This window comes from Rhodococcus sp. SJ-2 (assembly GCF_053750035.1).
In genome coordinates, this window is the sequence record NZ_JBSMJG010000002.1 from 123,078 (window position 1) to 143,844 (window position 20,767).

18 protein-coding genes and 1 pseudogene are annotated in these 20,767 nt (G+C 65.0%); 7 read left to right on the forward strand and 12 right to left on the reverse strand.

The features are described 5' to 3' along the window. Window positions 1-21 precede the first annotated feature (21 nt). From ACSYG9_RS27665 to ACSYG9_RS27685, 5 genes and pseudogenes are all read left to right on the forward strand, one after another. A complete protein-coding gene (locus tag ACSYG9_RS27665) occupies window positions 22-1,314 on the forward strand; it encodes an LGFP repeat-containing protein (RefSeq protein WP_454843067.1) in 1,293 nt (430 codons plus the stop codon). Window positions 1,315-1,361: 47 nt separating this feature from the next. After that, a complete protein-coding gene (locus ACSYG9_RS27670; protein WP_033098750.1) occupies window positions 1,362-1,583 on the forward strand; it encodes a cold-shock protein in 222 nt (73 codons plus the stop codon). Between the two features lie 806 nt (window positions 1,584-2,389). Then, entirely contained in the window at window positions 2,390-2,593 is a 204-nt protein-coding gene (locus ACSYG9_RS27675; protein ID WP_147430477.1) for a hypothetical protein, read from the forward strand. 286 nt (window positions 2,594-2,879) lie between these two features. Further along, window positions 2,880-2,996: pseudogene (locus ACSYG9_RS27680) on the forward strand (recombinase family protein); the annotation flags it as partial. Between the two features lie 838 nt (window positions 2,997-3,834). Beyond that, window positions 3,835-4,839, forward strand: a complete 1,005-nt coding sequence (locus tag ACSYG9_RS27685) for a DUF4192 domain-containing protein (protein WP_432793397.1) — start codon at window positions 3,835-3,837, stop codon at window positions 4,837-4,839. 137 nt (window positions 4,840-4,976) lie between these two features. Here the strand turns inward: ACSYG9_RS27685 and ACSYG9_RS27690 are convergent, their stop codons facing one another. The 4 genes from ACSYG9_RS27690 to ACSYG9_RS27705 form a co-directional block, all read right to left on the reverse strand. Next, window positions 4,977-5,147 (reverse strand): hypothetical protein, encoded by a 171-nt coding sequence (locus ACSYG9_RS27690; protein WP_432793398.1) that lies wholly within the window; start codon window positions 5,145-5,147, stop codon window positions 4,977-4,979. A gap of 227 nt (window positions 5,148-5,374) precedes the next feature. After that, window positions 5,375-5,683, reverse strand: a complete 309-nt coding sequence (locus ACSYG9_RS27695) for a hypothetical protein (RefSeq protein ID WP_229580932.1) — start codon at window positions 5,681-5,683, stop codon at window positions 5,375-5,377. A gap of 284 nt (window positions 5,684-5,967) precedes the next feature. Beyond that, window positions 5,968-6,537: an HNH endonuclease gene (locus ACSYG9_RS27700; protein ID WP_432793399.1), complete on the reverse strand. Its 570-nt coding sequence runs from the start codon at window positions 6,535-6,537 to the stop codon at window positions 5,968-5,970. Between the two features lie 10 nt (window positions 6,538-6,547). Continuing rightward, window positions 6,548-7,111: a hypothetical protein gene (locus tag ACSYG9_RS27705; RefSeq protein ID WP_432793401.1), complete on the reverse strand. Its 564-nt coding sequence runs from the start codon at window positions 7,109-7,111 to the stop codon at window positions 6,548-6,550. A gap of 249 nt (window positions 7,112-7,360) precedes the next feature. Here ACSYG9_RS27705 and mobF point away from each other — a divergent pair, with 249 nt between their 5' ends. Together mobF and ACSYG9_RS27715 are read left to right on the forward strand one after the other, a co-directional pair. Continuing rightward, on the forward strand, window positions 7,361-11,638 hold the full coding sequence (mobF, locus tag ACSYG9_RS27710; protein WP_432793423.1) for a MobF family relaxase: 4,278 nt from the start codon (window positions 7,361-7,363) through the stop codon (window positions 11,636-11,638). Between the two features lie 47 nt (window positions 11,639-11,685). Continuing rightward, on the forward strand, window positions 11,686-12,822 hold the full coding sequence (locus ACSYG9_RS27715; RefSeq protein WP_454843068.1) for a hypothetical protein: 1,137 nt from the start codon (window positions 11,686-11,688) through the stop codon (window positions 12,820-12,822). A 55-nt stretch (window positions 12,823-12,877) separates the two neighbouring features. Here the strand turns inward: ACSYG9_RS27715 and ACSYG9_RS27720 are convergent, their stop codons facing one another. The 8 genes from ACSYG9_RS27720 to ACSYG9_RS27755 form a co-directional block, all read right to left on the reverse strand. Continuing rightward, complete coding sequence (locus tag ACSYG9_RS27720) at window positions 12,878-13,471, reverse strand: hypothetical protein (protein ID WP_033098637.1); 594 nt, start codon at window positions 13,469-13,471, stop codon at window positions 12,878-12,880. A gap of 77 nt (window positions 13,472-13,548) precedes the next feature. Further along, window positions 13,549-14,019: a hypothetical protein gene (locus ACSYG9_RS27725; protein ID WP_247849818.1), complete on the reverse strand. Its 471-nt coding sequence runs from the start codon at window positions 14,017-14,019 to the stop codon at window positions 13,549-13,551. Between the two features lie 9 nt (window positions 14,020-14,028). Then, entirely contained in the window at window positions 14,029-14,526 is a 498-nt protein-coding gene (locus ACSYG9_RS27730) for a DUF4913 domain-containing protein (RefSeq protein WP_193904099.1), read from the reverse strand. A gap of 2 nt (window positions 14,527-14,528) precedes the next feature. Continuing rightward, complete coding sequence (locus ACSYG9_RS27735; RefSeq protein WP_432793402.1) at window positions 14,529-16,493, reverse strand: type IV secretory system conjugative DNA transfer family protein; 1,965 nt, start codon at window positions 16,491-16,493, stop codon at window positions 14,529-14,531. A gap of 17 nt (window positions 16,494-16,510) precedes the next feature. After that, complete coding sequence (locus tag ACSYG9_RS27740) at window positions 16,511-17,062, reverse strand: hypothetical protein (protein ID WP_432793403.1); 552 nt, start codon at window positions 17,060-17,062, stop codon at window positions 16,511-16,513. Between the two features lie 14 nt (window positions 17,063-17,076). Next, a complete protein-coding gene (locus ACSYG9_RS27745) occupies window positions 17,077-18,708 on the reverse strand; it encodes a peptidoglycan DD-metalloendopeptidase family protein (protein WP_432793404.1) in 1,632 nt (543 codons plus the stop codon). After that, window positions 18,705-19,019, reverse strand: a complete 315-nt coding sequence (locus tag ACSYG9_RS27750; RefSeq protein ID WP_432793405.1) for a hypothetical protein — start codon at window positions 19,017-19,019, stop codon at window positions 18,705-18,707. Before ACSYG9_RS27750 ends, ACSYG9_RS27745 begins: the two co-directional genes overlap by 4 nt. Then, window positions 19,016-20,767 carry an ATP-binding protein gene (locus ACSYG9_RS27755; RefSeq protein WP_432793408.1) on the reverse strand — a complete coding sequence of 584 codons (1,752 nt, stop codon included), beginning with the start codon at window positions 20,765-20,767 and terminating at the stop codon, window positions 19,016-19,018. The genes ACSYG9_RS27750 and ACSYG9_RS27755 overlap by 4 nt, the downstream gene beginning before the upstream one ends.

Genomic DNA, 20,767 nt, shown 5'->3' on the forward strand with positions numbered 1-20,767 from the left:
GTCACCCCGGATAGTCCGGAATTGTCGTCCAAGACCGCCGAACCTGACCTGGACTGGGCGCCGACGGAGAACCCGAACGCCACGCTCGTACCGGGGCAGATGCGTTCGGATCGGGAGGAGATCCCGGCGCCGTTTACCAAGGAAGATGCCGACAAAGCCGAGATGATGGAGGCGCAGGAGCGCTCCGCTCTTTCCCGTATGTCGATCGCGGCGGTGACCTGCCAAACCTACTGGCCCGCTCCTCATCAGTTGTGTGGCGCGATCCGCGACAAGTACAACTCCCTCGGCGGGCCGGCCAGCTTTCTGTCGTTCCCGACGAGCGGCAACATCACCAATCCCGACGGTACTGGCCAGCGCGTGACCTTCCTTAACGGACCGATCTACTGGCACCCCAATGCCGGCGCGCATCCGGTGGTCAACAGCTTCCTCAACCGCTGGGGCATCCACGGCTACGAAGCTGGGTGGCTCGGCTACCCCACCACCGACGAAATTGTCCACGCCGACGCGATCGGCCGACGTCAGGAATTTCAGCACGGCGCGATTTACGTCGCGTTCGTCAACGCCATCGGCTCCGCCATCCCGAACGGTCCGATCCGTGACAAATGGAACGCTGTCGGCGCCGAAACCTCCGGTAGCTTGCTCGGATACCCGATCCAGGACCAAATCCCGCTCCCGGACGGGCAGGGCCAGATGGACCGCTTCGAACGTGGCGTCATCTACTGGCACCCCAATACCGGCGCTCATCCGCTTACAGGAGTATTTGAGTGGGAATACTCCATTAGCGGGTATGAGGGTGGTCAGTACGGATATCCGATCACTGATGAGGAAGCAACGCCTTCTGGAGGGCGGACTCAAAGCTTCCAGAATAAGAAGATGAGCCTTTTTGAACCCGTTAATGTAGATTCGGGAGTCTATGGCTTCAACTTCCATCCGGCATCTGACGTATTCGACGACGAGGATGAGGTAGGTAAGTTTAATGCAAGAGTTAATTATTCTCTTGCTCCCAGTAAGTACCCTATGGGCTGGAGTATGGTTTTTTCTCCCGGAGTTAAAGCAGTTGGACTAAACGGTGGGGCGACTGTTTCAAGATGCCAGGCACGTGTTCAAGAGAACGGGAAAACGACCAGCTACAATTGGGATCACTACAGTCCAGGAAGGGAAATAACGCTCGATTTTATTATGCACTCAACTGTGCCAAATCATAAGATCGGTGCGGTTGAACTCCTGTACGGGTGGTGCACCTTCCCCGATAAATACGGACAGACGACAGCGACAACTTGGACCTTTGACTACACCGTGCTGGATTTCAACTAGTCAACGGGGAAATTCGAATGTCTGAGCACAGAACGAAGGGATCGAATATGAGTGTAGGGGTGGTGACCTCCTGGGATGACTACGAGGGCTGGGGTGTTATCGAGTCCGACGACACGCCGGGTGGCTGCTGGGTGCATTTCGGTAGCTTGGATCAATCCAGGTTCCGGAATCTTGAGGTCGGCGCCACTGTGGAGTTTGCTTGGAGACCCACTACAAATCAGGAGGGCTACTTTTATGTGGCTACGTCCGCCGAGCCGGTAAAGAGCTGACAGGCAGTCAGGGGTCGGAGCGGTCAGGGATCGGAGCGTTCCGACCCCTGACCGCTTTACGCACTGCAACGCGCTTGTAGCGCTCTCACTGCTGGGGAACTCTTGTTTGAATGATCGGCTCGGCGTGGGGTCGAACCCCTGACCGCGGTATCAATATACTCGGTCAAGGTTCTATTTCATCTGCTGCTCCATTGGAATTCAATCTCCATAGTCGCGCCCTAAAAGGGCTGCGAGGGGCTGATTCCAACTCCATTTTGGTTTCAGCTAACCAAACTCGGCTGGTTTCATATCGAAATCCAAACAAGGGCGCTTCTCTGTGGGACCACTCAAAATAGACGTGTTGGCCTGCGGTCAAAGCCGGAAATCCTGGGAGTAAAACTGCAGGGAACGGAGTGTAGCTGCCGCCTGGAGTGTCTTCGGATTCGATGACTCCATGCATTTGATCAATATCCCAGCTGCGGACGATTCCTTGACTGACCATCTTCCAATTGTGCAGTAGTCGAGGCTGGTTGGCCACATGCTGACTTGTTTCCAGGCTACTGCCGGCGACGCTCGAGAACGATGCCGCCCGGACAGATTGGATGGGTGATATCAGTGGAGGATTGGGTGTTGATCCGGTGACTGGTCGCGGACGGAGTTTGGCGACGGCAGGTGGCGGGATCTGGGGATCGGCAAGGCTACCGTCGAGCGGGCGGGAGCCTCGGACCTGCCACCGAAGTACGAACGTACACCAGCCCCGACCTCGCTCACACCGTTCGATCCCCAGGTGCGGGCGTTGTTGCGTGAGTATGCCCAGGAGGCTCACCATGGTGCGGCACACGCTCGACTTCGGTAGTCCGCTGCCGCCCGGCTGGACCACACTCGACGAGAAGCACCGGTCTCAGTACTGGGACCGGTTCACCGACCGGTTCGGGTTCCGGCCCCGGTGCCGCAGCGACGTGGCTGATGCCTGCCGATCGGTACGAGAGATGGATCTGATCGTTCGCCGCCACTGTTGTGCCCGCGTGTAGTCCGGGGCACAGTTGTGCGCCGAGGCAATGCCATTTTCACCGTCAGAATCGTGCCCCTACCGCCGAAGTTCACAGGTCGTCCGATTCAGTCGTCGATTTTTCATATACGTTCGTTTTCGGAACAAGATCAAGTTTGCGGACGGATCCCCAAACAGCACACCCCGAAACGGCCCGGCACTCGATCGTGTCCTGCGGAAGACGGCCGTCCGACCGTCCTGTTTAACCGTCCTGCATATCGGTCTCGTATCGCTGACCCAAACAGTGCGGTGGTCGCCTCAGGGTTGGAATCCTGATCGGATATGCCCGATGCAGCACCGCGGGCCAAGATCTGCGAGCCCAACGCACGGCCCTCAAACGCCTCGGAGCCCGCGACGACCGGATCTACACCGACAAGGGCTACACCGTCGCCGACGCCCACACCTACGCCGTCCGCAATTAGAGTCACGGCGTCGAAGGGGCCGCGACTGCTCGAACCCGGTGATCCCCCAGGTCACCGAGTTCGGGCCGAGGCCCCGCGAGGGATCTTCGGACCGAGAGTTGGGCAGTAGCGGCCCCCCGGACTCGCTGGACGGGACTGTAGCGCATCCACCAGACACCACCGACCATGATCACGAAGGTGGACTTCGGTGTTGTTGGGCCACCTCCGCCGCGCTGCCTCTACGGGCCACCGAGCGGGCTCCGATCCCATCCCCAACCCGGTCATTCGAAGGCAAGCCGGCGCGCAGCGGTGGCGCAGAACCGCGGCCAGGACGAACAGTGATGCGATCGCCGCAAACCGAGACCTGGGCCGGGTGAGCCGGCCGCAAGAAACCACGCCGCCAACAATGCGTCGAGCACCGCCAAGAGCAGACAGGTACCGAATCCCGCACGACCGAGCAGCATCTTCTGTACACCCCCATCACTCCCCCATCCTGTGGCCCGTGTCCAGCACCTCGATGCCGGACACGGGCCACCTTCGGTGTCCACCGAAACGAGCGTCGCTGCCGCGCCGCCCAGCACAACAACCCCGAGAAGGTGCCCTTCTGGCCATCCGATTTTGACCTGCGGTCCGCTTCGCACAACCCCCGGCGCTACGCGGCCTGACGGCCCCGAAAATTCTTTCCCCCGCTTCGCTCCTCGAAAGATTTTTCCGTCCGGGGGTTGCACTCCCGCGGCCCTGCGCAGGTCGTCATCTCCTTGCCAGAAGGGCACCAAGAACAGGCGGGCCGCGCAGGTCCGCCCCGACACTGAGGAGGCGGCTCATGACCGAGCCCATCAAGATTGACAACACCGGCGAGATGATCGCTGCCATCCCCGCCATGCTGAGCTTCGTGCCGTCGCAGTCGGTCGTGCTGGTCTTCCTCGCGGGCGACCGACTCTCCCACATCGCCCGGATGGACTTCGGTGATGTGGACCATCCGCTCGTCACCGCTGCGATCAACCGCTCCAATGACACCGAGGGTGTGTACGTCATCGTGGTCGCCGAAAACCGCACCTTCCATGAGGTGCTCGACGAGTCCGAGCGCGTGATCGCCATGCTGCTCGGCGCCGGAGCCGATGTGTGGGGCAGCTTCTACACCCCGAGCATTCGCGGCGGCGAGACCTGGACCGACATGCGCGGACTGTTCGAGACCGGCACGGTCCCCGACCCCGCCACCACCCAGGTGGGCGCCGCGACCGTCCTCAACGGCCGCACCATCGCCCGCGACCGCTCCGAGCTCACCGCCCGCTACCGCCGCAAGGACTCGATGACCGTCACCGATCGTCGACGCGCCCGCGCCGCGAAAGAGACGATGGGCGAGGAGTTCGCGAGCAGCATCATCCGCGAGCTGGCCGAACTGGTGAGCACCCGCACCACCCCCGACTCGGCTCTCGCCGCACGAGTCGGATTGCTGCTCACCACCGACATCCACGCCCGTGACGCCATCTTGGGACTGGCGGTGATCGACCCGAACGTCGCCTCCGAAACGATGGAAGCGATCGCCAGCAAGCTGCGCACCCGCGAGCGTGTGGCCGCGTTGACCGTCGCCGGGTTCTTCGCCTACGTGAACTTCCAGGGACCGGCCGCCGGAAGCGCGTTCACCGCTGCCCGTGAGGAAGCGACCCAGCATCCGCTGTGCGACACTCGGATGCTCGGATTGCTCGAGCAAGCCCTCACCGCAGGGCTGCACCCGACGATGATCCGCAAGCTCGCAGGCACAGGAGTCCGTATCGCCCGCGAGAAGTTCCGCGTCGAGCTCCCCGCGCCCAGCGGCGACTGGATCTGACACCACAACACAGGCGAGGCCCCCGGAATCCCTAGTTCCGGGGGCCTCGCCCGTTGCGCTAGAGCGTCGATCAGGCATCGAGCCTGACCGACGCTTGCGCACGTCCTACAGCGCACAGCATAACCACGCGCACGCCATCAGAGACCGTCGCGCTCCGCATCGTCGGGGAACACGAAATCGACCGCCGACGACTGCGACCGGGACACACTCTCACCGCTCACGATCGCTTCGAGCTCGCTCTCACTCGGCCGGATGCCGTGCTTGATTGCGTCGTACAACTGCTTCTCGACGTGTGACCGTTCCACCATGTCGTTCCTGTCGCTCGTCCTTAGACCCAGTGGCCGGCCTCGCCGTTAGATCCCCATCATTGCCATTGGTCTGCGGAACCCGGGGAACACTCCGAGCCTTACACCGATCAGGACTGTCACGGACATTGCGCTCCGGTTGTTGGTGCCGGTGCTGCTCGCGTTGGCGGTGTTGGCGATTCGTGGACGTACCAAACGCTGACACGCGAGTCTCGCCACCGTGGCTCGGTTCAGAGGTTGTCCACGATGCTTTTCACAGTCTCTCCGTCCTGCGTGGAGAGCCCCTCGTTGATCTGAACAAAGACAAGCGCCTCTTCGTTGCCGTACCGGTGGGGTCCTGCGAGGCTGGCCATCTCTGCGTACGCCTCCACTGTCTTTTCATAAGTGTTGGCGTCGTCGAAAATCAGCACCTGTCCACCCTCACCCGGAACGGACGGAAGGTCAAACGCGTACTTCTCTGTTGCTCCGATGCCAAGTCCGGCCGGCTCCTCTTGGCTGCAATTGGCGCCTACTCCCGACTCCTCAATCTTCGCGCACACCGACGAAGCACTTTTGGTATCCGAGCTTCCGCACGCCACCAGAGTTATCGAGCACCCGAGGCCCAGCATTGCAAACGCTACTCGCCGCACTTGTTACCCCCTCATGCGTCGTTCGACGCAGTGTCATTGGCATCCCGGAAACAGGCCGCAAAGCAAGAGGTTACGGGAACCTTCTACGGACGGGGCGTAGATCATTTTTCGGGAGGCATTGGGCCTGTGCAATGTTCGGTCGGCTCGGGGACGGCGACTAGGATCGGTCCAGTGCTGTACAGGCGGAACTACTCTCAGAACAACGTGCCTTGCCAGTCACCGGGATCGGTCTTGGCATGGAACAGTGCGGCTTCGTCGTAGCCGTTGCGCAACGCCTCGCGGATCGCGAGTGACCGCTCGTAGCGCGAGCGGCCTTGCCCGTCGAGGAGGGCATGACCGGACAGCCGGCCGAGGGCGATCGCGTAGCGCACGTTCTCGCTGTGCGTGGACTCCACCAGATGCTCCGGTCCGACGCGTACACATAGCGGCTCGTTGCACTTGTGCTCACACACCACATCCGGTGCTAAAGGACCGTGCACCAGCTCCACCGAGAAACGATGCGCAAGCATCGTGCGTTGCCGGTTCTCACGCTGGAAGTTGAACCGCCCGTACCCGTCGGGCGCACTGATCGCGCCGACCCAGTACCAACACGTCGGGGACTTGACGACCTTCGACCAGAACGCCTCGATGTTCGTCTTCGAGGGCCGCAGCGAGTTGTCCACCACTCGGACCCGCCGCGGCCGCTCCTCCGAATCCTCGGTGACGAATTCGACGTCGAGATCCGGGAACCCAATGTCGAGCGCGGGCTCCACGTCGTCACTCATGACCGCAGCATCACGATGCTGCAGGCACCGTCTGCTTGTCGTCCTGCTTGTCCTCGGACGACGGCGCATCCGACTTGGCGACATCGGCGGCACCGAGATCCGCCTTGGCTTGCAGGATGAGCGTCTTCGCCTCGCGGGTGCTCACGCCGAGAAACGGTGCCAGCTCCGACGGCGAGGCACTGCGACTGAACGTCACGATCGCTTCCGCGTACTCGCGCAGCAGCGACGATTCCTGCTCGCGCTCCTGCGGAGTCAACGTCTCCGTGCCGGCTTCCATCTCCCGCTGGATCTCGGCGATCTTTGCCGCGTATTCCTCTTGGATCTTCTTGATGCGACGATCCCGGGTCTGCTCGAGCCGCTCGATCTTCTTCAGCGGAGCCTGTGCCCGCGAGGCGACCGTTGCTTCGAGCTTGGACAGCTTGTCCGTCGCTTCGTGGATAGGGCTGGCCAACGCTTCGAGTTCCGCCTGACGAGCGAGTAGTCGCTCCCGCTGACGGCGGGCGTTTTCCCGAACGTTCGGCGTCGTGTGCGGACGAAGTGAGCGGCGAGATGCCGAGTGGGACGTCGAGGCCATAGGCCGGAAGTGTAGCGGCTCGCGTCGGTCGCGGGGAGGTCGACGACCGGAACTGAAGCCACTCCGATGTCGTCCGGATCAGATCATCCCACCGACAAACCGTGACGCTCACGCGCCTAACACACGCAGCTCCGCTGCTCTGACAGGACCATCGAGGTCCTGTCAGACCTTGGACCGAACGCCGTTCGCCCCAAGAATCTCTACACACCTCATGCACTAAAGGTGCGACGTGGCATAATCGGCGCCGTGATGACCGTCCATAAGCTCAATGCTGGGGACGGCTATGTCTATCTCACCAAGCATGTCGCCAAGGGCGACGCCACCGAGTCCCGCAAGCCCGATGCGGTCGATTACTACGTCGCCAAGGGCACCCCGCCCGGCGTGTGGTGCGGGAAACTGGCGGAGAGGGTCGGTGTCGAGATCGGCACCGAAGTCACCGAATCCGCGATGCGGTCGGTGTTCGGTGCAGCGCGTACTCCGACCGCCTTGGACACCAAGCCCGGACCCGGCGCCTCGGCCGAGGACCATCTGAACTGGTCACAGAGCACCGCCCTCGGTCGGGCGTTTTCGTGGTTTCAGAACAGTCAGGAGTACGTCCACGACGTCGAGGAACTGTGCAGCGCCTACAAGGCGAAGCACGGCGAGTACCCGACCACCGAGGCGAAGAAGGAGATTCAGTTCGTCACCGCCCGCAAGCACCTGAGCCGCGAAAGTGGTGAGCAGGCCGGGCTGCTCAGCGATGAAGGTGTGTGGAAGTTCGTCAACGAGCAGTACAACAAGGCGCGTCAGCCGGTGGCCGGCTACGACCTGGTGTTCACCCCGATGAAGTCCGTCTCGTTGCTGTGGGGCCTGGGCGACGATCAGGTCAAGGCCGCGGTCGAGCAAGCACACAAGCAGGCCGTGGACGAAGCGTTGGAGTGGATCGAAGATCAGGTGATCTACACCCGCCGCGGTAAAGGTGGGGAGCGCAAGGTCAAGGCCGACGGGCTGTTGATCGCCCGGTTCGATCACTTCGACAATCGCGCTGCGGACCCGAACCTGCACACCCACAGCGCCGTGGTCAATCGTGTCTATGCCGAAGGCCGATGGACCACCATCGACGGGTCGATTCTCTACAAGGCGAACGTGTCGGCGTCGGAGAAGTACAACACCCGGGTGGCCGATCTGGTGGCCCGCAAGCTCGGTGTCACCTTCGCTCCGAGGCCGGATACGCCGGTCGGCAAGCAACCGGTCTACGAGGTCGAAGGCATCCCGTTGTCGCTGATCGAGGAGTTCTCCCGCCGCGCCGCGATCGAGGCACGTCAGGAAGAACTGGCCCGCGACTACAAGACCCGCTACGGCAAGAACCCCCCGAAGAAGGTGCAGTACGCCCAAGCGCAGCAGGCCACTCTGGACACCCGCAACGCGAAGAATCCCCCACGGTCACTGGCCGAGTTGCGGGCCGAATGGCGTGAGCGTGCTGAGGCAATTCTTGCGGGGAATGATCCCGCAGAGCTGGTCGACGCTGTCCGTGGGGAGCGGGATCGCCGTCCGGTGCTGACTCCGCAGCAGGTGCCGGCTCTCGTCGACGAGGTCGTCGATACGCTCTCGCACAAGGTCGGTTCGTGGACGGTGTTCTCGGTGACCGCCGAGATCGAGAGGCGACTGCGAGAGTTCAGTTTCACCGACGACGAGCAGCTACGCGCCATCCACGATGACGCACTCGAACTCGCCCTGCGCGACTACTGCCTGCCCATCGACGTCGAGGAATACCACCTGCCCGAGCGGATCAGCGACCGCGTCGAACGGGGACGTCGGCGCAGTCTGCTCGTCGATCGCGCGCAGATGCGGTATACCGCGCAATCGGTTCTCGACGCCGAGGACTTCATGCGTCAGCAGGCTCAGATGGACGACGAGCACACCGTGGACGATCGGATCATTCGCCGCACGATCCGCGCCGTCGAGGAGGCGAACGGCCACGAGCTCGGTGCCGATCAGCTCGCGATGATCACCCACTTCCTCACCGCCGGCACACGGGTTGCCGTGGCGGTCGGTGCGGCCGGTGCCGGCAAGACCACCGCGGCCACCGTGATCGCACGGGCCTGGGAGGCCGTCAACGGAAACGTCATCGCCCTGGGTCCGTCGGCCCGTGCCGCCGAAGTGCTCGGTGAGGAAATTTCGGTTCAGGGACGCACCATCGCCGACGTGCTCACCCGCGATCGCGTCGGTATCGCGACCGGGATCGGCCGCGGTGATCTTCTGCTGGTGGACGAGGCCGGTATGGCCTCGGCCCGCGACCTGGCCGACCTGACCCGCATCGCCACCGAGGCCGGTGCGGTGGTGCGGTTGTTGGGCGATCCGCAGCAGCTCGCTTCTGTCGAAGCCGGTGGCGTTCTGCGTGATCTGGCCGATCGCACCAACGCCCCGTTCCTGCGTAAGGTCCACCGTTTCGCCACCGTCGGTGAGGCCGAGGCGAGCCTGCACTTGCGCACGGGTGATGTGACGGTGCTCGAGTGGTACGAGCAGAACAGTCGCATCCGGCAGGGCATGGCGCACGAGCTGGCCGATCTGGTTTTTGACGCCTACGTCGCCGACGTCGAGGCCGGGCAGGTTGCGTTGATGGTCGCTCCGACCAACGATTTGGTGCGCGAGCTCAACGAGAAGGCCGCTGCGTACTACCGCGCCAACGGCACCGTCACCGGACCCGGCATCGTTCTGGCCGACGGTCTCGAAGCCGCTGTCGGGGATGTGGTGGTCACCCGGAAGAACAACTCCAAGTACGTCGTCAAGGACTCCGACGGCAACACCTCGGGCCGGGTGAAGAACGGCGACCTGTGGACCGTCGCCGAGATCGGCGACGACGGATCGCTGCGGCTGCGCAACAACATCAGCGGCGGCCAGGTCACCGTCGCCGCCGACTACATCACCGACAACGTGCAACTCGGATATGCGACCACCGTGCACCGCTCGCAGGGCATGACGGTGGGAAGCTGCCACGTGCTCGCCGGGGCGAACATGGATCGTCAGTCGTTGTACGTCGCGCTCACCCGCGGCAAACACGCCAATATCGTCTACGCTGCCAACGACGAGCTGCCCGACTGGGACTTCGAACATCGCCCGGATGAGCATCCCGGCGCGATCGGTCTGCTCGCGAAGATCATCGCCCGCGACGGTTCCCAGCGCACCGTGCACCAGATGATCGAGGACGAACAACGCAAGGCCGCGTCCTGGTCGACGATCACCAATACCTACATGCTTGCCGTCGGGGAGCTGTACGAGGACTACACCGAAGAGCTACTGAACCTGATTCTCACCGACGAACAGTTCGGCTGGGTGCACAGCCTCGGCGGGTGGGATCAGATCGTCACCTACGTCGCCCAGTCGGAAACCTTCGGCTGGGACACCGAGACTCTGCTGCGCGAGGCCGCCGCCGTGATGAGCTCCGAAGGCAGGGCCGGCCGGATCGACACCGAGGCCAATTCCCCCGGCCAGGTCATCGCCCGCGCCCTGAAGACCCGCATCGACAACTCCGACGGAGCGCAACTGCCACGCCGCCGTACCGACGCGATGGCCGCCTACCGCGTGCCCGCACTGACCGACGCCGCGGCCCAAACGGATCCCATCCTCGCCGCCTACGCCCGCTCGTGCGAGCAGCAGATGCACGCGTTCATCGACTCGTACACCACCACCGCACTCGAGCAGAACGCGCCGTGGATCACCGCCGTCGGCGAGCGGGGAACCGATCCCCGGCGGGTGCGGCTGTGGGAGTCCACGGTGCGGGAGATCGCGATCTCGCGAGTGCTTGCCGACGCCCCCGCCGACGAAAACGACCCGATGGCGCATCTGCGTGAGGCACGCAAGACGACGATCGCGGCGAACATCGAGCGACTGAACCGGCCCGCACCGGCCACCGACGAGGTGGTCGGTCCGTACGCCCGCTACACCGACGCCGAACTGAGTTCGGCACGGATGGTCAGCCGGGGTCGGCTCACCGAAGACGCCATGCTGCTGTCGTTGGCACACGAAGAACTGGACCGGGCACGAGGCGAGATGTCCGCCACCGCAGCGGTGGAGAGGTCCCTGGCACAGGTCGAGATCGACGAACGCAACATCGCGGCCGTGCGCGCCGCCCGCGCCCGACTCGATGCCCTGACCCGGTCCCCGCACGTGACCGAACAGCAGATCACCGCCGCTCGTGCTGCGGTGACCGCCGCCGAGCAGGCAGCACCCCCGGAGCGTCGCTGGCCCGTGATCGAACGCGGGGCACAGCACTACCGCGCTGCCGAGGCGGCCAAGGCCCGCGCCCGCGCCACGGACGGTCAGGCCATCGGCCGGATCACCGACCGCATCACCCGACTCGAAGAATCGATCACCGCCGAACGCACCATCATCGGCCAGATCGACGCCGAGATCACCCGCCGCAAGGCCGGAGGAACCGACTTCACCACCGGCCACACGAGGACGCCGACACAGACGGACTCTGCGGTGAACCATCAGATCGACCGTGACCCGCTCGAACCCGACCACGGGCCAGAACGGGACCTGTAATCCCGGCGCTGCGACCCCTGAACCCGAACGGCACAAGGAGAAGGACTATGGCGGACAACGACGAGAAGCGACCGTTTTTGCGCAACCGCGGACGGTCGGCCCCCGCACCGAAGCCCACGAATCCCGCAGCCTCGGACACTTCTGCCGGAGCCGGAGTGCAAGCGGTGCCACAGGCAAGGCCGGCCACGGCACAAGCCAGTCAGGACGTCGTCGACCTCGTCGGGTTCCTCCGCGAAGCGGAGAATCGACGCGCTCAGGGCCAGCCGGCACCGACACCGAAGGGCATGAACGACGTTCTCGGAGCGTTCCGGGGACAGCCCGCCCAGCAGACCACGATCCAGGTTCTGGCCGCAGCAGCGACCACACGCCACCTGGGTGCACCGACACACAACACCCGCAAGTGGGAACAGCTGGCGCAGCAGAACGCGGAACGACTCCAGGCCCTGCGCGCACAGCAATACCGCCAAGAACAGCACCGCTACGTACAAGTTCAGATGCCCCCGGACGAGATCCAGCGACGCATCGCCGGGAAAGAAGCTGCCGACCGGGACAACGACAAGCGGGCCTTCGACGCGGCCGCAGCCTTGGCATTGAGCTACGTCGCAGCCAAGAGCGTGCCCTCGATCGACAAGCTCGCCGACCTGTCCGCTCAGCACCTCGCAGTGGTCGAACCCACCGCGGTCGTTCCCGCCTCCGTGGCCGGATCCTTCGCTCACGCCGCCGACGCCGACACCGTAGAGATGAACTTCGAGAACTTCGAGAAGGACGCGGACAGTTCGCCTGCGGCCGACAGCCCCGATCCCCGCAGCGAACCGGCCGCTGCGGTCGAAGAAGATAACGAAGCGGATGTGTCCGACCAGCTCGAACGGATCGCAGAGACGGCACCGACGAGCAGTGGTGACCTGGGCAAGATCGGAGCTGCCCTCGAGTCCGCCGGCCGGGGTCTGGCCGCCGCGGTCGGCCCGGTCAACGGTGACGACGAGGTCGCTCCTCCCCTGTCACCCGTCAACCTGAACCAGCTCAGTCAGGAACTACTCGATGCGGTCGGTGCTGCGATGAGCAGTCATCCCCGGTCGGTGACCGAGATGCTCAACATCGAACGCACGCCCGACCACACCAACGAGGCCGCGTTCGTCCCTGACACCGGCGTCGAACACAGTCACGAAGCAACGCTCGGGTACTGACCGAAGACAGCACTGTGGGGACCACCGGACGGTGGCCCCCACAGGTGTCTTTCGATCAGCTGGAGTAGGTGTACAGCACGCAGATCGTGGCAGCGAGGACGAACACGCCGGTGCCCAGAGCACACAGCGCCATTGCGAGGGCCGTCAGCCAGTATTGGGCGGCTTTTTCCTTGAAGCCGCTGAACCACATCACCCCAGCAAGGCCGAAGACGGACACCAGTACCGCGCCCACCGCTACCACGGTGGCCCACCGCCCGTATCCCACGGCTTGCGCCACCAGGTCGGTGGTGTCGCCGGCCGGGACGTAATCCCACAGGACCACCAGGTCCCGGTCGAGATAGAACCAGCCGGCCACCACGATGAACACCAGGGTCGGGGCCGCGTACCGGACCCACCACCACCGGCTGCGAGGTGCGTAGCGGGACAGTGCATCGAATGCTCTGCCCTGCACGTGAAGGGCGGACACTCGAGGATCACGCTCGCGTAGTTCCTCGACCGCGGCCGCAGCCTGATAGAACGCCAGCTCCCGTTGATCGTCGCTCAACGACACTTCCCACTCGTCGAGCCATCGCTGCTGTTCGTCACGGATCATCTGACGCCACTGGTCACCGGCCGGTGTCAGATCCGGCTTGGGCAAAGTCAGTTTCATGCCATTTCTTCCCATGTCTCGTCCCGGACCGTCCCGGCCCAGGGTCGTCGTGTCGTCGCTCGGATCACTGCTGTCTCTTAGCTGTGCTCGCTGACGATCTGCGTCTCCCGTTGTTCGGCTCGGGCGCTCGAACCATCCACGAACCGGCCTGTTCGTCTACGAACCATCGACGCGATCGCGTCGAGCACCAGGGTCGCCACCAGCGGAGCAACGATTACGCTGACGAACACCGTCGGGGGGACGGTGCGGAATATCAGGGTCTGACTTAGGTCCGGAATCATGGACACGCCTCCCAGTCCGATCAGCCAGCACACGATCGAAAGAGTCGTCGGGGCGAGGTGTCGATCACGGATGTAGTGTTCGCCGACGATTTCCTGACACCGGACTACGCGCAGGGCAACGACCCCGAGCTTCACCAGCAGGACGGTCGGTGCGAGCAGCAGGACTGCCCCGAGCATGAAACCGATGACGGGGTACGCCGGTGGTCCGGTCGGCGGGAGGACAGGGTCGATGGGCACGAGGGCGGGCGCGACGGTCTGGAGGATCATCGCTGTCTCCTAGTTGTATTGGTCGAGGATTTTGTCAAGAACGTTGGACGGAACCGGGTCGGCAGGCAGGGCGGGCCAGCCCATGAAGCTGCGGTCGGCTTTGGCGTTGGCCATCGGTCCGGTGTCGCCGTCGAGGATGACCTTCAGATGTGGTTCGAGGTGCTGTATCCACCAGGAGGACATCGCGGACATCGAATCCGAGGCGCGGGCTTCTTCCCAGGCTTGGTGTAGCGCGGTCAGGCGGGCGACGACCTCCGGGTAGGCCCACCACCTCGCATCCCAGGACAGGCCGCCGTCGTTGTCGCTGATCCGCCGGCGGATCACCGGCAGGAAGAAACCGTTCACCCAGGCGATGACATTCGCGTACTTCGGCTCTTTCTTCTCCTGCGGTTCCGGAGTGGAGCCGACTGCTGCGGCCTGTTCCGGGGTCCACTCGTCGGCGGTGCCGTCTCCGGACTCGTTGCCGGTGTCCCAGCGATCGTCGGTCGTGCGGGGCAGATTCACCATGTTCATTCCTTCGACATGAACTCGGACGTAAACAGGGCAGTGGTGCGGGAGGACTCCACGACAGGCGCGTCCACGGTGCGTGGTTGCTGCGGACCCTCACTGCCTAGGCGATCGGACTCCCCCATCGGCAGCGCTTTTTGTTGGGCAGGGCCGAGCTGCTTGCTGTCCTTCGTCGACTGACGGATCGCCTCGGCGAACGGCGAGTTCCCCCAGAACGCCTTGCGGACCAGGATCGGGGTGGAGCCACCGATCGTCACCAGCGCCCGGGTTTTCGGCAGCGCCCGCAAGTCCCGCTTTTCGAAGATGGTTTCCTTCTGCCAGCTGCTCGACACACTCGCCTGACCGCTGGAGAAGAAGCCGGTAGGGCGGCTGCGGGACTCGGTATCGACGTAGTGGGTGCCGACGGCATCGACCAGACCCGACAGGAACGCATCGTCTTCGACATTGCCGCCGTACCAGACGACACTGCACGCATCGACCATGGACTTGAAGGCTTCGCGGCCCCAGACCTTTTCTCCCTGGGAGGGGGACTGGAAGAAGGTGATGAGGATGATGCCGCGGCCACCGAAGTGCGAGTACCAGCGGGGCAGGTCCTCGATCTTGCAGATATTGGCGGCCTCGTCGAGCACCGCAGTGAACGGGATCGGCATCCGTTCCGATTCCTGCTGCTCGGAGTATTCCTCGGCGCAGGTGAGGATCTGCCCGACCAGGGCACTGGAGATCGCCGAGGATGAACCAGGACCGTCTTTGGACAGCGCATACATCGTGTCGGTGCGGCGGGCGAACTCGGCGGAGATGAACTCCGGTAGGTCGTGGACGTGCTCCCCTTCTGTGACGGTGACCCTGCCGGACTGATCAGTGCCGATGACGACCCGGCGGTTCGGCAGAACTGCTTCGGCATAGCGAGGCTCGTCCAACGGGGACAAGAAGCGCCGGGCCATGTCGTAGAAGCCGTCACGCTGCTTGGCGTTGACGGCCTGCTTACCGCGCATCGTGCGGGCCAGCTCCGGGTAGCCGTACTGCTCGAGCACGGCCGGGGGAATCTGCGACTGGGTGTTGGTCAGCCACTCGACCACATGCCGGATGTCTCCGCCGGCCAGGGCGGCGGCGAGCAGGTAGGAGGCGAACAGATCGCGGGCGTTGCCGTCGAAGTAGGCATCGACACGGGCACCAGCGTCGGTGGCAGCGGAGATGAAGTAGCCGCATACCGCCGCGGCAGAAGGCAGGTCGGTGACGGTGCGCAGCGGGTTGAACCAGAAGCTCGCACGTTCTTGTCGGTTGCCGGTAGACACGCCTTGCAGGTCGAATACCCAGACCCGTCCTGATTCGCGGCGGATACCGACGGTGTGCGAGTACACATCCCCGCGGTTCGACGCCACCAGCGCCGCCCCCGGGGCGTGACAGATCGCCGGGATAGCGAACGAGGCGGATTTACCCATGCGGGCGCCGGCGAAGGCGATCGCCACGAATTCCCAGGTCATGCGCAGGGTACGATCCCCGACCACGGTGTGTCCGAGGGGGATGCCGAGGTAGCCGGGATGAGTCTGCGAGATGGCGGGGGCGAGCCGGTCGGTGGAGGCGGCGAGGTACTTCGGGTCGGCCTCGTCGACTTCTCGCGGATCGACCATCGTGCGGGCGAGGCGGTCGATGCGCTGTTCGAACTGCTTGCCCTTGACGGTCTCGAGCACCCCGAACCGGCGCAGCGCCCACCACCCGGCCCCGGCGAGAGCAGCGAGCAGGACCAGCTCGACGCCGAGGACGAGCGTCGCGCCCGCCGGCCAGCTCGTCGAGCCGAACCCCAGAGCGAAGAACAAGCCGATCGGATTCCAGGTGGGGTCTGCTCCCCCACCGGTGTTGTAGGCGATCGTCGGCAGATACGCCGCCACCAGCAGGGCCGGGAACGCCTTGAGGAACACCTCGTCGGCGGCCGAGGAGCTGCGCGGTCGCTCGCGTCTGGTGTGTGCCATCGTTTGTGTGTCCCCTTCTACTGCTGGAATCGGTAGTCGGTCAGTCGCCAGCCGCCGTCGGTGCGGACGATGGTGGTGCGCCACAGCTGCGGGGTCAGGCGGGTGCTGCGCCCGCTGGCGTGCAGCACCGACTGGGTGCAGATCACGTCGATGACCACGGTGCGCATCCCGGCCGGGGCTGTCGGGGTGGTATCCGAGTGAGCGCAGACCGCCGTCACGGCGTCTTTCGCCGCTGCCCACTGCTGCCAATCGGCGTCCGGACGTACCTCGGCACGGCTGCCGGATTCGGCGACGGCGAGCAGGTCCCCGCCGAGATACGGTGTGGCTCGGATCAGGGCGTCGGCCTTGCTCTCGTCGATCGCGGGCTGCCAGGACAAGATCATCTGCATCGCGGTGATCGCGGTGTCGTCGGCGTCGATCTGCTGGGGTGAGAGCGGCTCGATCACCTGATGGTCGTCGCTGCCCTCATGGACGTGCTGCTCACCTGCGGGGTCGCTGCTGCCGCAGCCCGCCACAGCGACGGCGGCCGCGGTGCATACCGCCGCGGCGGTGACTCGTGTGATCCTCACGGGTTTGCCTTCTTTCACTGGTTGCTCATCGCCCGGTACTGCGGCTGCGCGGCGATGATCTTGTCGGCATAGGGGCGGGTCTGGACCACGTAGTCGGTGTGCCCGGTAGGGAATCCCCCGGAGTTCAGGACGGCGCCTTCGCCGGCGTTGTAGCCGGCCAGATACAGCTCGGTGCGCCCATTGGGGGCGGAGACCACCCCGTCGCCGATCCAGCCGTCGATGGTGTCGGCGATAGTGCACATGTAGTGGCCCTGGGCCATGACGGCATCGCCGATGCTGTTGACATCGACCCGGCCGTCGCCGTCGTAGTCGCGGCCATAGGACGCCCAGGTGCCCGGCATGAACTGCGCCGGTCCCATCGCCCCGGTGACCGACACCGGAGCGGAGTCTCCGTGGCGGAAACCGTTCTCGGCGGCGAGCTGAGCGGCGAGCAACGAGGGTCTGATCTGCGGACAGATCGACCCGGCCCGCTCGATCCACGGAACGAACTCCGGTGGCACGGTGCCGTCGGCGAGCCGGTCGCCGATACCCTCACCGGAGATGAGGCAGTCGGCGGCCGCGGCGGTGGCGTTGCCGCTGCCACCGGGCAGCGACCCCCACGACACCAACCTCTCGTCGGTGCCCTGACCGTGGACGCTGATGTGCACGTGGTCGTAGTGGTTCTCGGTCTCGCTGCCGCGGTCTTCCATCAGACTCGGGGCACCGCCGACCGGGTAGTAGGTCTGCCGCCAGATCACGTACTCGACATTGAAGAACTCCGCATTGGCCAGCACGTAATCGGTGATCTCGTCCCCGAGAGCCACCCCGTCACCGGAGCGATAGTTCGCGATCATCAGATCCACAGCCCGACCTTCGGTGTGATCGCTGGCGTAGCCGCCGTCGGCGCGCCACCCCCCGATGCTCGCGATCCGGTCCCCGAACTTCAGGTGGGCAGCGCGAGCGAGTTTCTTCGCATCGACCTGCAGGCCCTGCTCGGAGCCGGCCGACGGCGGCAACGGCTGCGCCAAGTTCCCCTCCGGCGGGGCGGACGGCACCGCGGTGGGCGGCCCGGCCGGGGTCTGTCCCGGTGCGGGAGCGGAGTCGTAGTAGGGCAACGGGTCCACCGCTGCGGTGCCCCAGCCGCCGGGCCAGACTTCCCAGTGCAGATGCGGGCCGGTCGATTCCCCGCGATTGCCCACGGTGGCGATCTGCTGACCGGCGCGGACCTGCTCGCCGACGGCGACGGTGTAGGTGTCGATGTGCCCGTACACGGTGGACACGAGCTGCCCGTCGATCACGTGGTCGAGCACCACCCACTGCCCGAACCCGCTGGCGGGGCCGGCATTGCGCACCACCCCGTCGGCCGAGGCGTAGATCGGGGTGCCGATGGCTCCGGCCAGGTCGATGCCCTGATGCTCGGTGCCCCAACGCGGGCCGAATCCGGAGGTGAAGGTGACGGTGGAGGGATCGACCGGCTTGATGAACGAACCCGTCGGTGCGAGCTTGTCGCCGGATCCGAGACCGGTGCCGGGTCCGAGGCAGCTCGTGCCGTTCTCGCGATCTTCCTCGTCCGCAATTCCCATCACCAGGACGAGGAGCAGGAAGAACGGAATGAGTGTGAGCGCCAGGATCAGCGCGATCAGGCCGGTGCCCCCCTTGCCGTTCACCGCAGGCTCAGATCCTCGGCTGCGATGCCGTGCTTGCGTGCCAGCGCCCGGTTCAGCTCCTGTGCCAGTGCCAGTTCCGCTTCCAACGCGGCGACTTCCTGCGGGGTGCGGCGAGGGCGCCGGCCGGAGCGGTTGACCCAGCCCCGCACCGTCGTCTCCGCGACGTCGAGCTGCGTAGCGGCGGCTCGCGTAGCGGCGGTGAAGCTGACCCCGGCCTTCATGCGCCCCAGGACCGTCTCGATCGCGGCCTCACGGGTGAGGTCATCGACCAGGGTGTACCGGCGACGGCCGGACCGCTCCCGCCGGCTCACGCTGCACGCCCCGTGGCTCGGTCCTCGTCGGCCGCCCGCAGACGGGCATCGGTGTCGTGAATCCCGGAATCCTTTTCTGCCTGGGGCACCCACACCTTGAACGGGGTGCCCGGTGTTGCGCCTTCGCCGAGCTTGAGCAGGAAATGTCCGACACCGGCGGCGGTGCGCTTACTGCCCGCCGAGACGGTGCCATCGCCGTCTCCGGTGACCTTGCGGCGTGCTTGGCGCAGTGCCTTCTTCTCCTCCACCGAGGAGGTGGTGTCGTTGGCCCAGCCGGTCACCATCGCCCGCTCAGCGCGGGAAAACTTCATGAACCGGCCGAGCCGGTCGAGTTCGGCCTCGGGGACCGGGCCGACGATCCGGGCGCGGGAGCGTTCGATCATGCCCAGCGCCCCGACCTTTTCGAAGTCGGCGAGCGAGTGCGTGACCATCGTCATCGCCACGCCCATCGACCGCTGCAACCGCTGCACCGCATCCAACCGGGCCACCGCCGAGCTGCCGGTCTGGATCACCTGCCAGACCTCGTCCAAGATGATGTGGGCGGCAATCGACTTCGCTCCGGGCACCTTGTTGTCGGCCAGGATGTGCGCCGCCTCCACCGCCGCGAACGCTTCGTTCCACCCGGCGAGAAGCACCGCAGCGCGCATCAACTCATCGCCGGGCGGGACCGAGGACATGTCCAGGTCCACCATCGGCTTGGTGATATCGATCCGAACCGTGCTGTGCCGGTTGAAGGTCTCCCCGAACCGACCCTTGACCAGCGCGCGCAGCGAGCGCAGCAGCGGCTTGATCTGACCCCGGTATTCGTCCTCGGTGTCGGCCACCGCGTCGTCCATCAGCTCCTCGGGACCGGCCGCGATCAGCGTCAGCAGGTCCTCGAGGCGGGCTGCATGGTCGTTGTCGAACCGTGAGCCCGGGGCGTAGAGCAACCGGATCGCCGAGGCGAGCAGGGTTTCCTCGAAGTCCTTCAGGGGGCCGCGGCGGACGATCTCGAGCAGCGCGCAGATCATGTTGAGCTGGCGAGCGTGCAGCGCGAACTCGGCCTTTTCCCGTTCGAGCGAACCTGCGGGCAACTGCTCGATCGCATCGCCGATCGGGCCGCGATCGAGGGGGTTGATCGCGCCGGTGCCGTAGCCGACCTCGCTGACCTGCCCGCCGACCTGCTCGGTGAGCACCCGCAGGTCCGGCTTGACGTCACCGGGCACGAGCACCAATGTGCCTCGCGCAATGTCGCCGAGGGCGATCCGGCGCAGCAGCGTCGACTTGCCGAAGCCGTTGAGGGCGCAGATGAAGCAGGACGGGGCGGTGATCGCCTTCATCTTCCAGGCGTAGAGCGGATCGAAGCCGACGGCCGCGCCGGTGGTCAGATGCCGACCCAGCGGGGTGCCCAGCAGCGGGGCCTTCGCGCCGACGATCCACGGGTAGATCCCAGCGACCTGGACCGAGGTGCCCCGGTATTCGACCGGCGGCATCACCGTGGACATCCGGCCCCCACCGACCCCGTCGAATCCGCGATCGTCGAGCTCGGCGAGCGGGCGGTCGAAGCCGTCGGAATTGATCCGGGTCAACCGCTCCACCGTCGCCCGGCGACTGTACTGGCGGTTGACCAGGCTTTTCTTCCATGCCTTCGTGATGCCGGTGGCCGAGGCCGCTTGCTCCTCGAGAGCGGACAACTCGTCGTCCGACAGCAGGGTCTTGGCGATCTTCTCGGCTTGCGCGATCCGGGTCGAGGTCGTGGCTTTACCCAT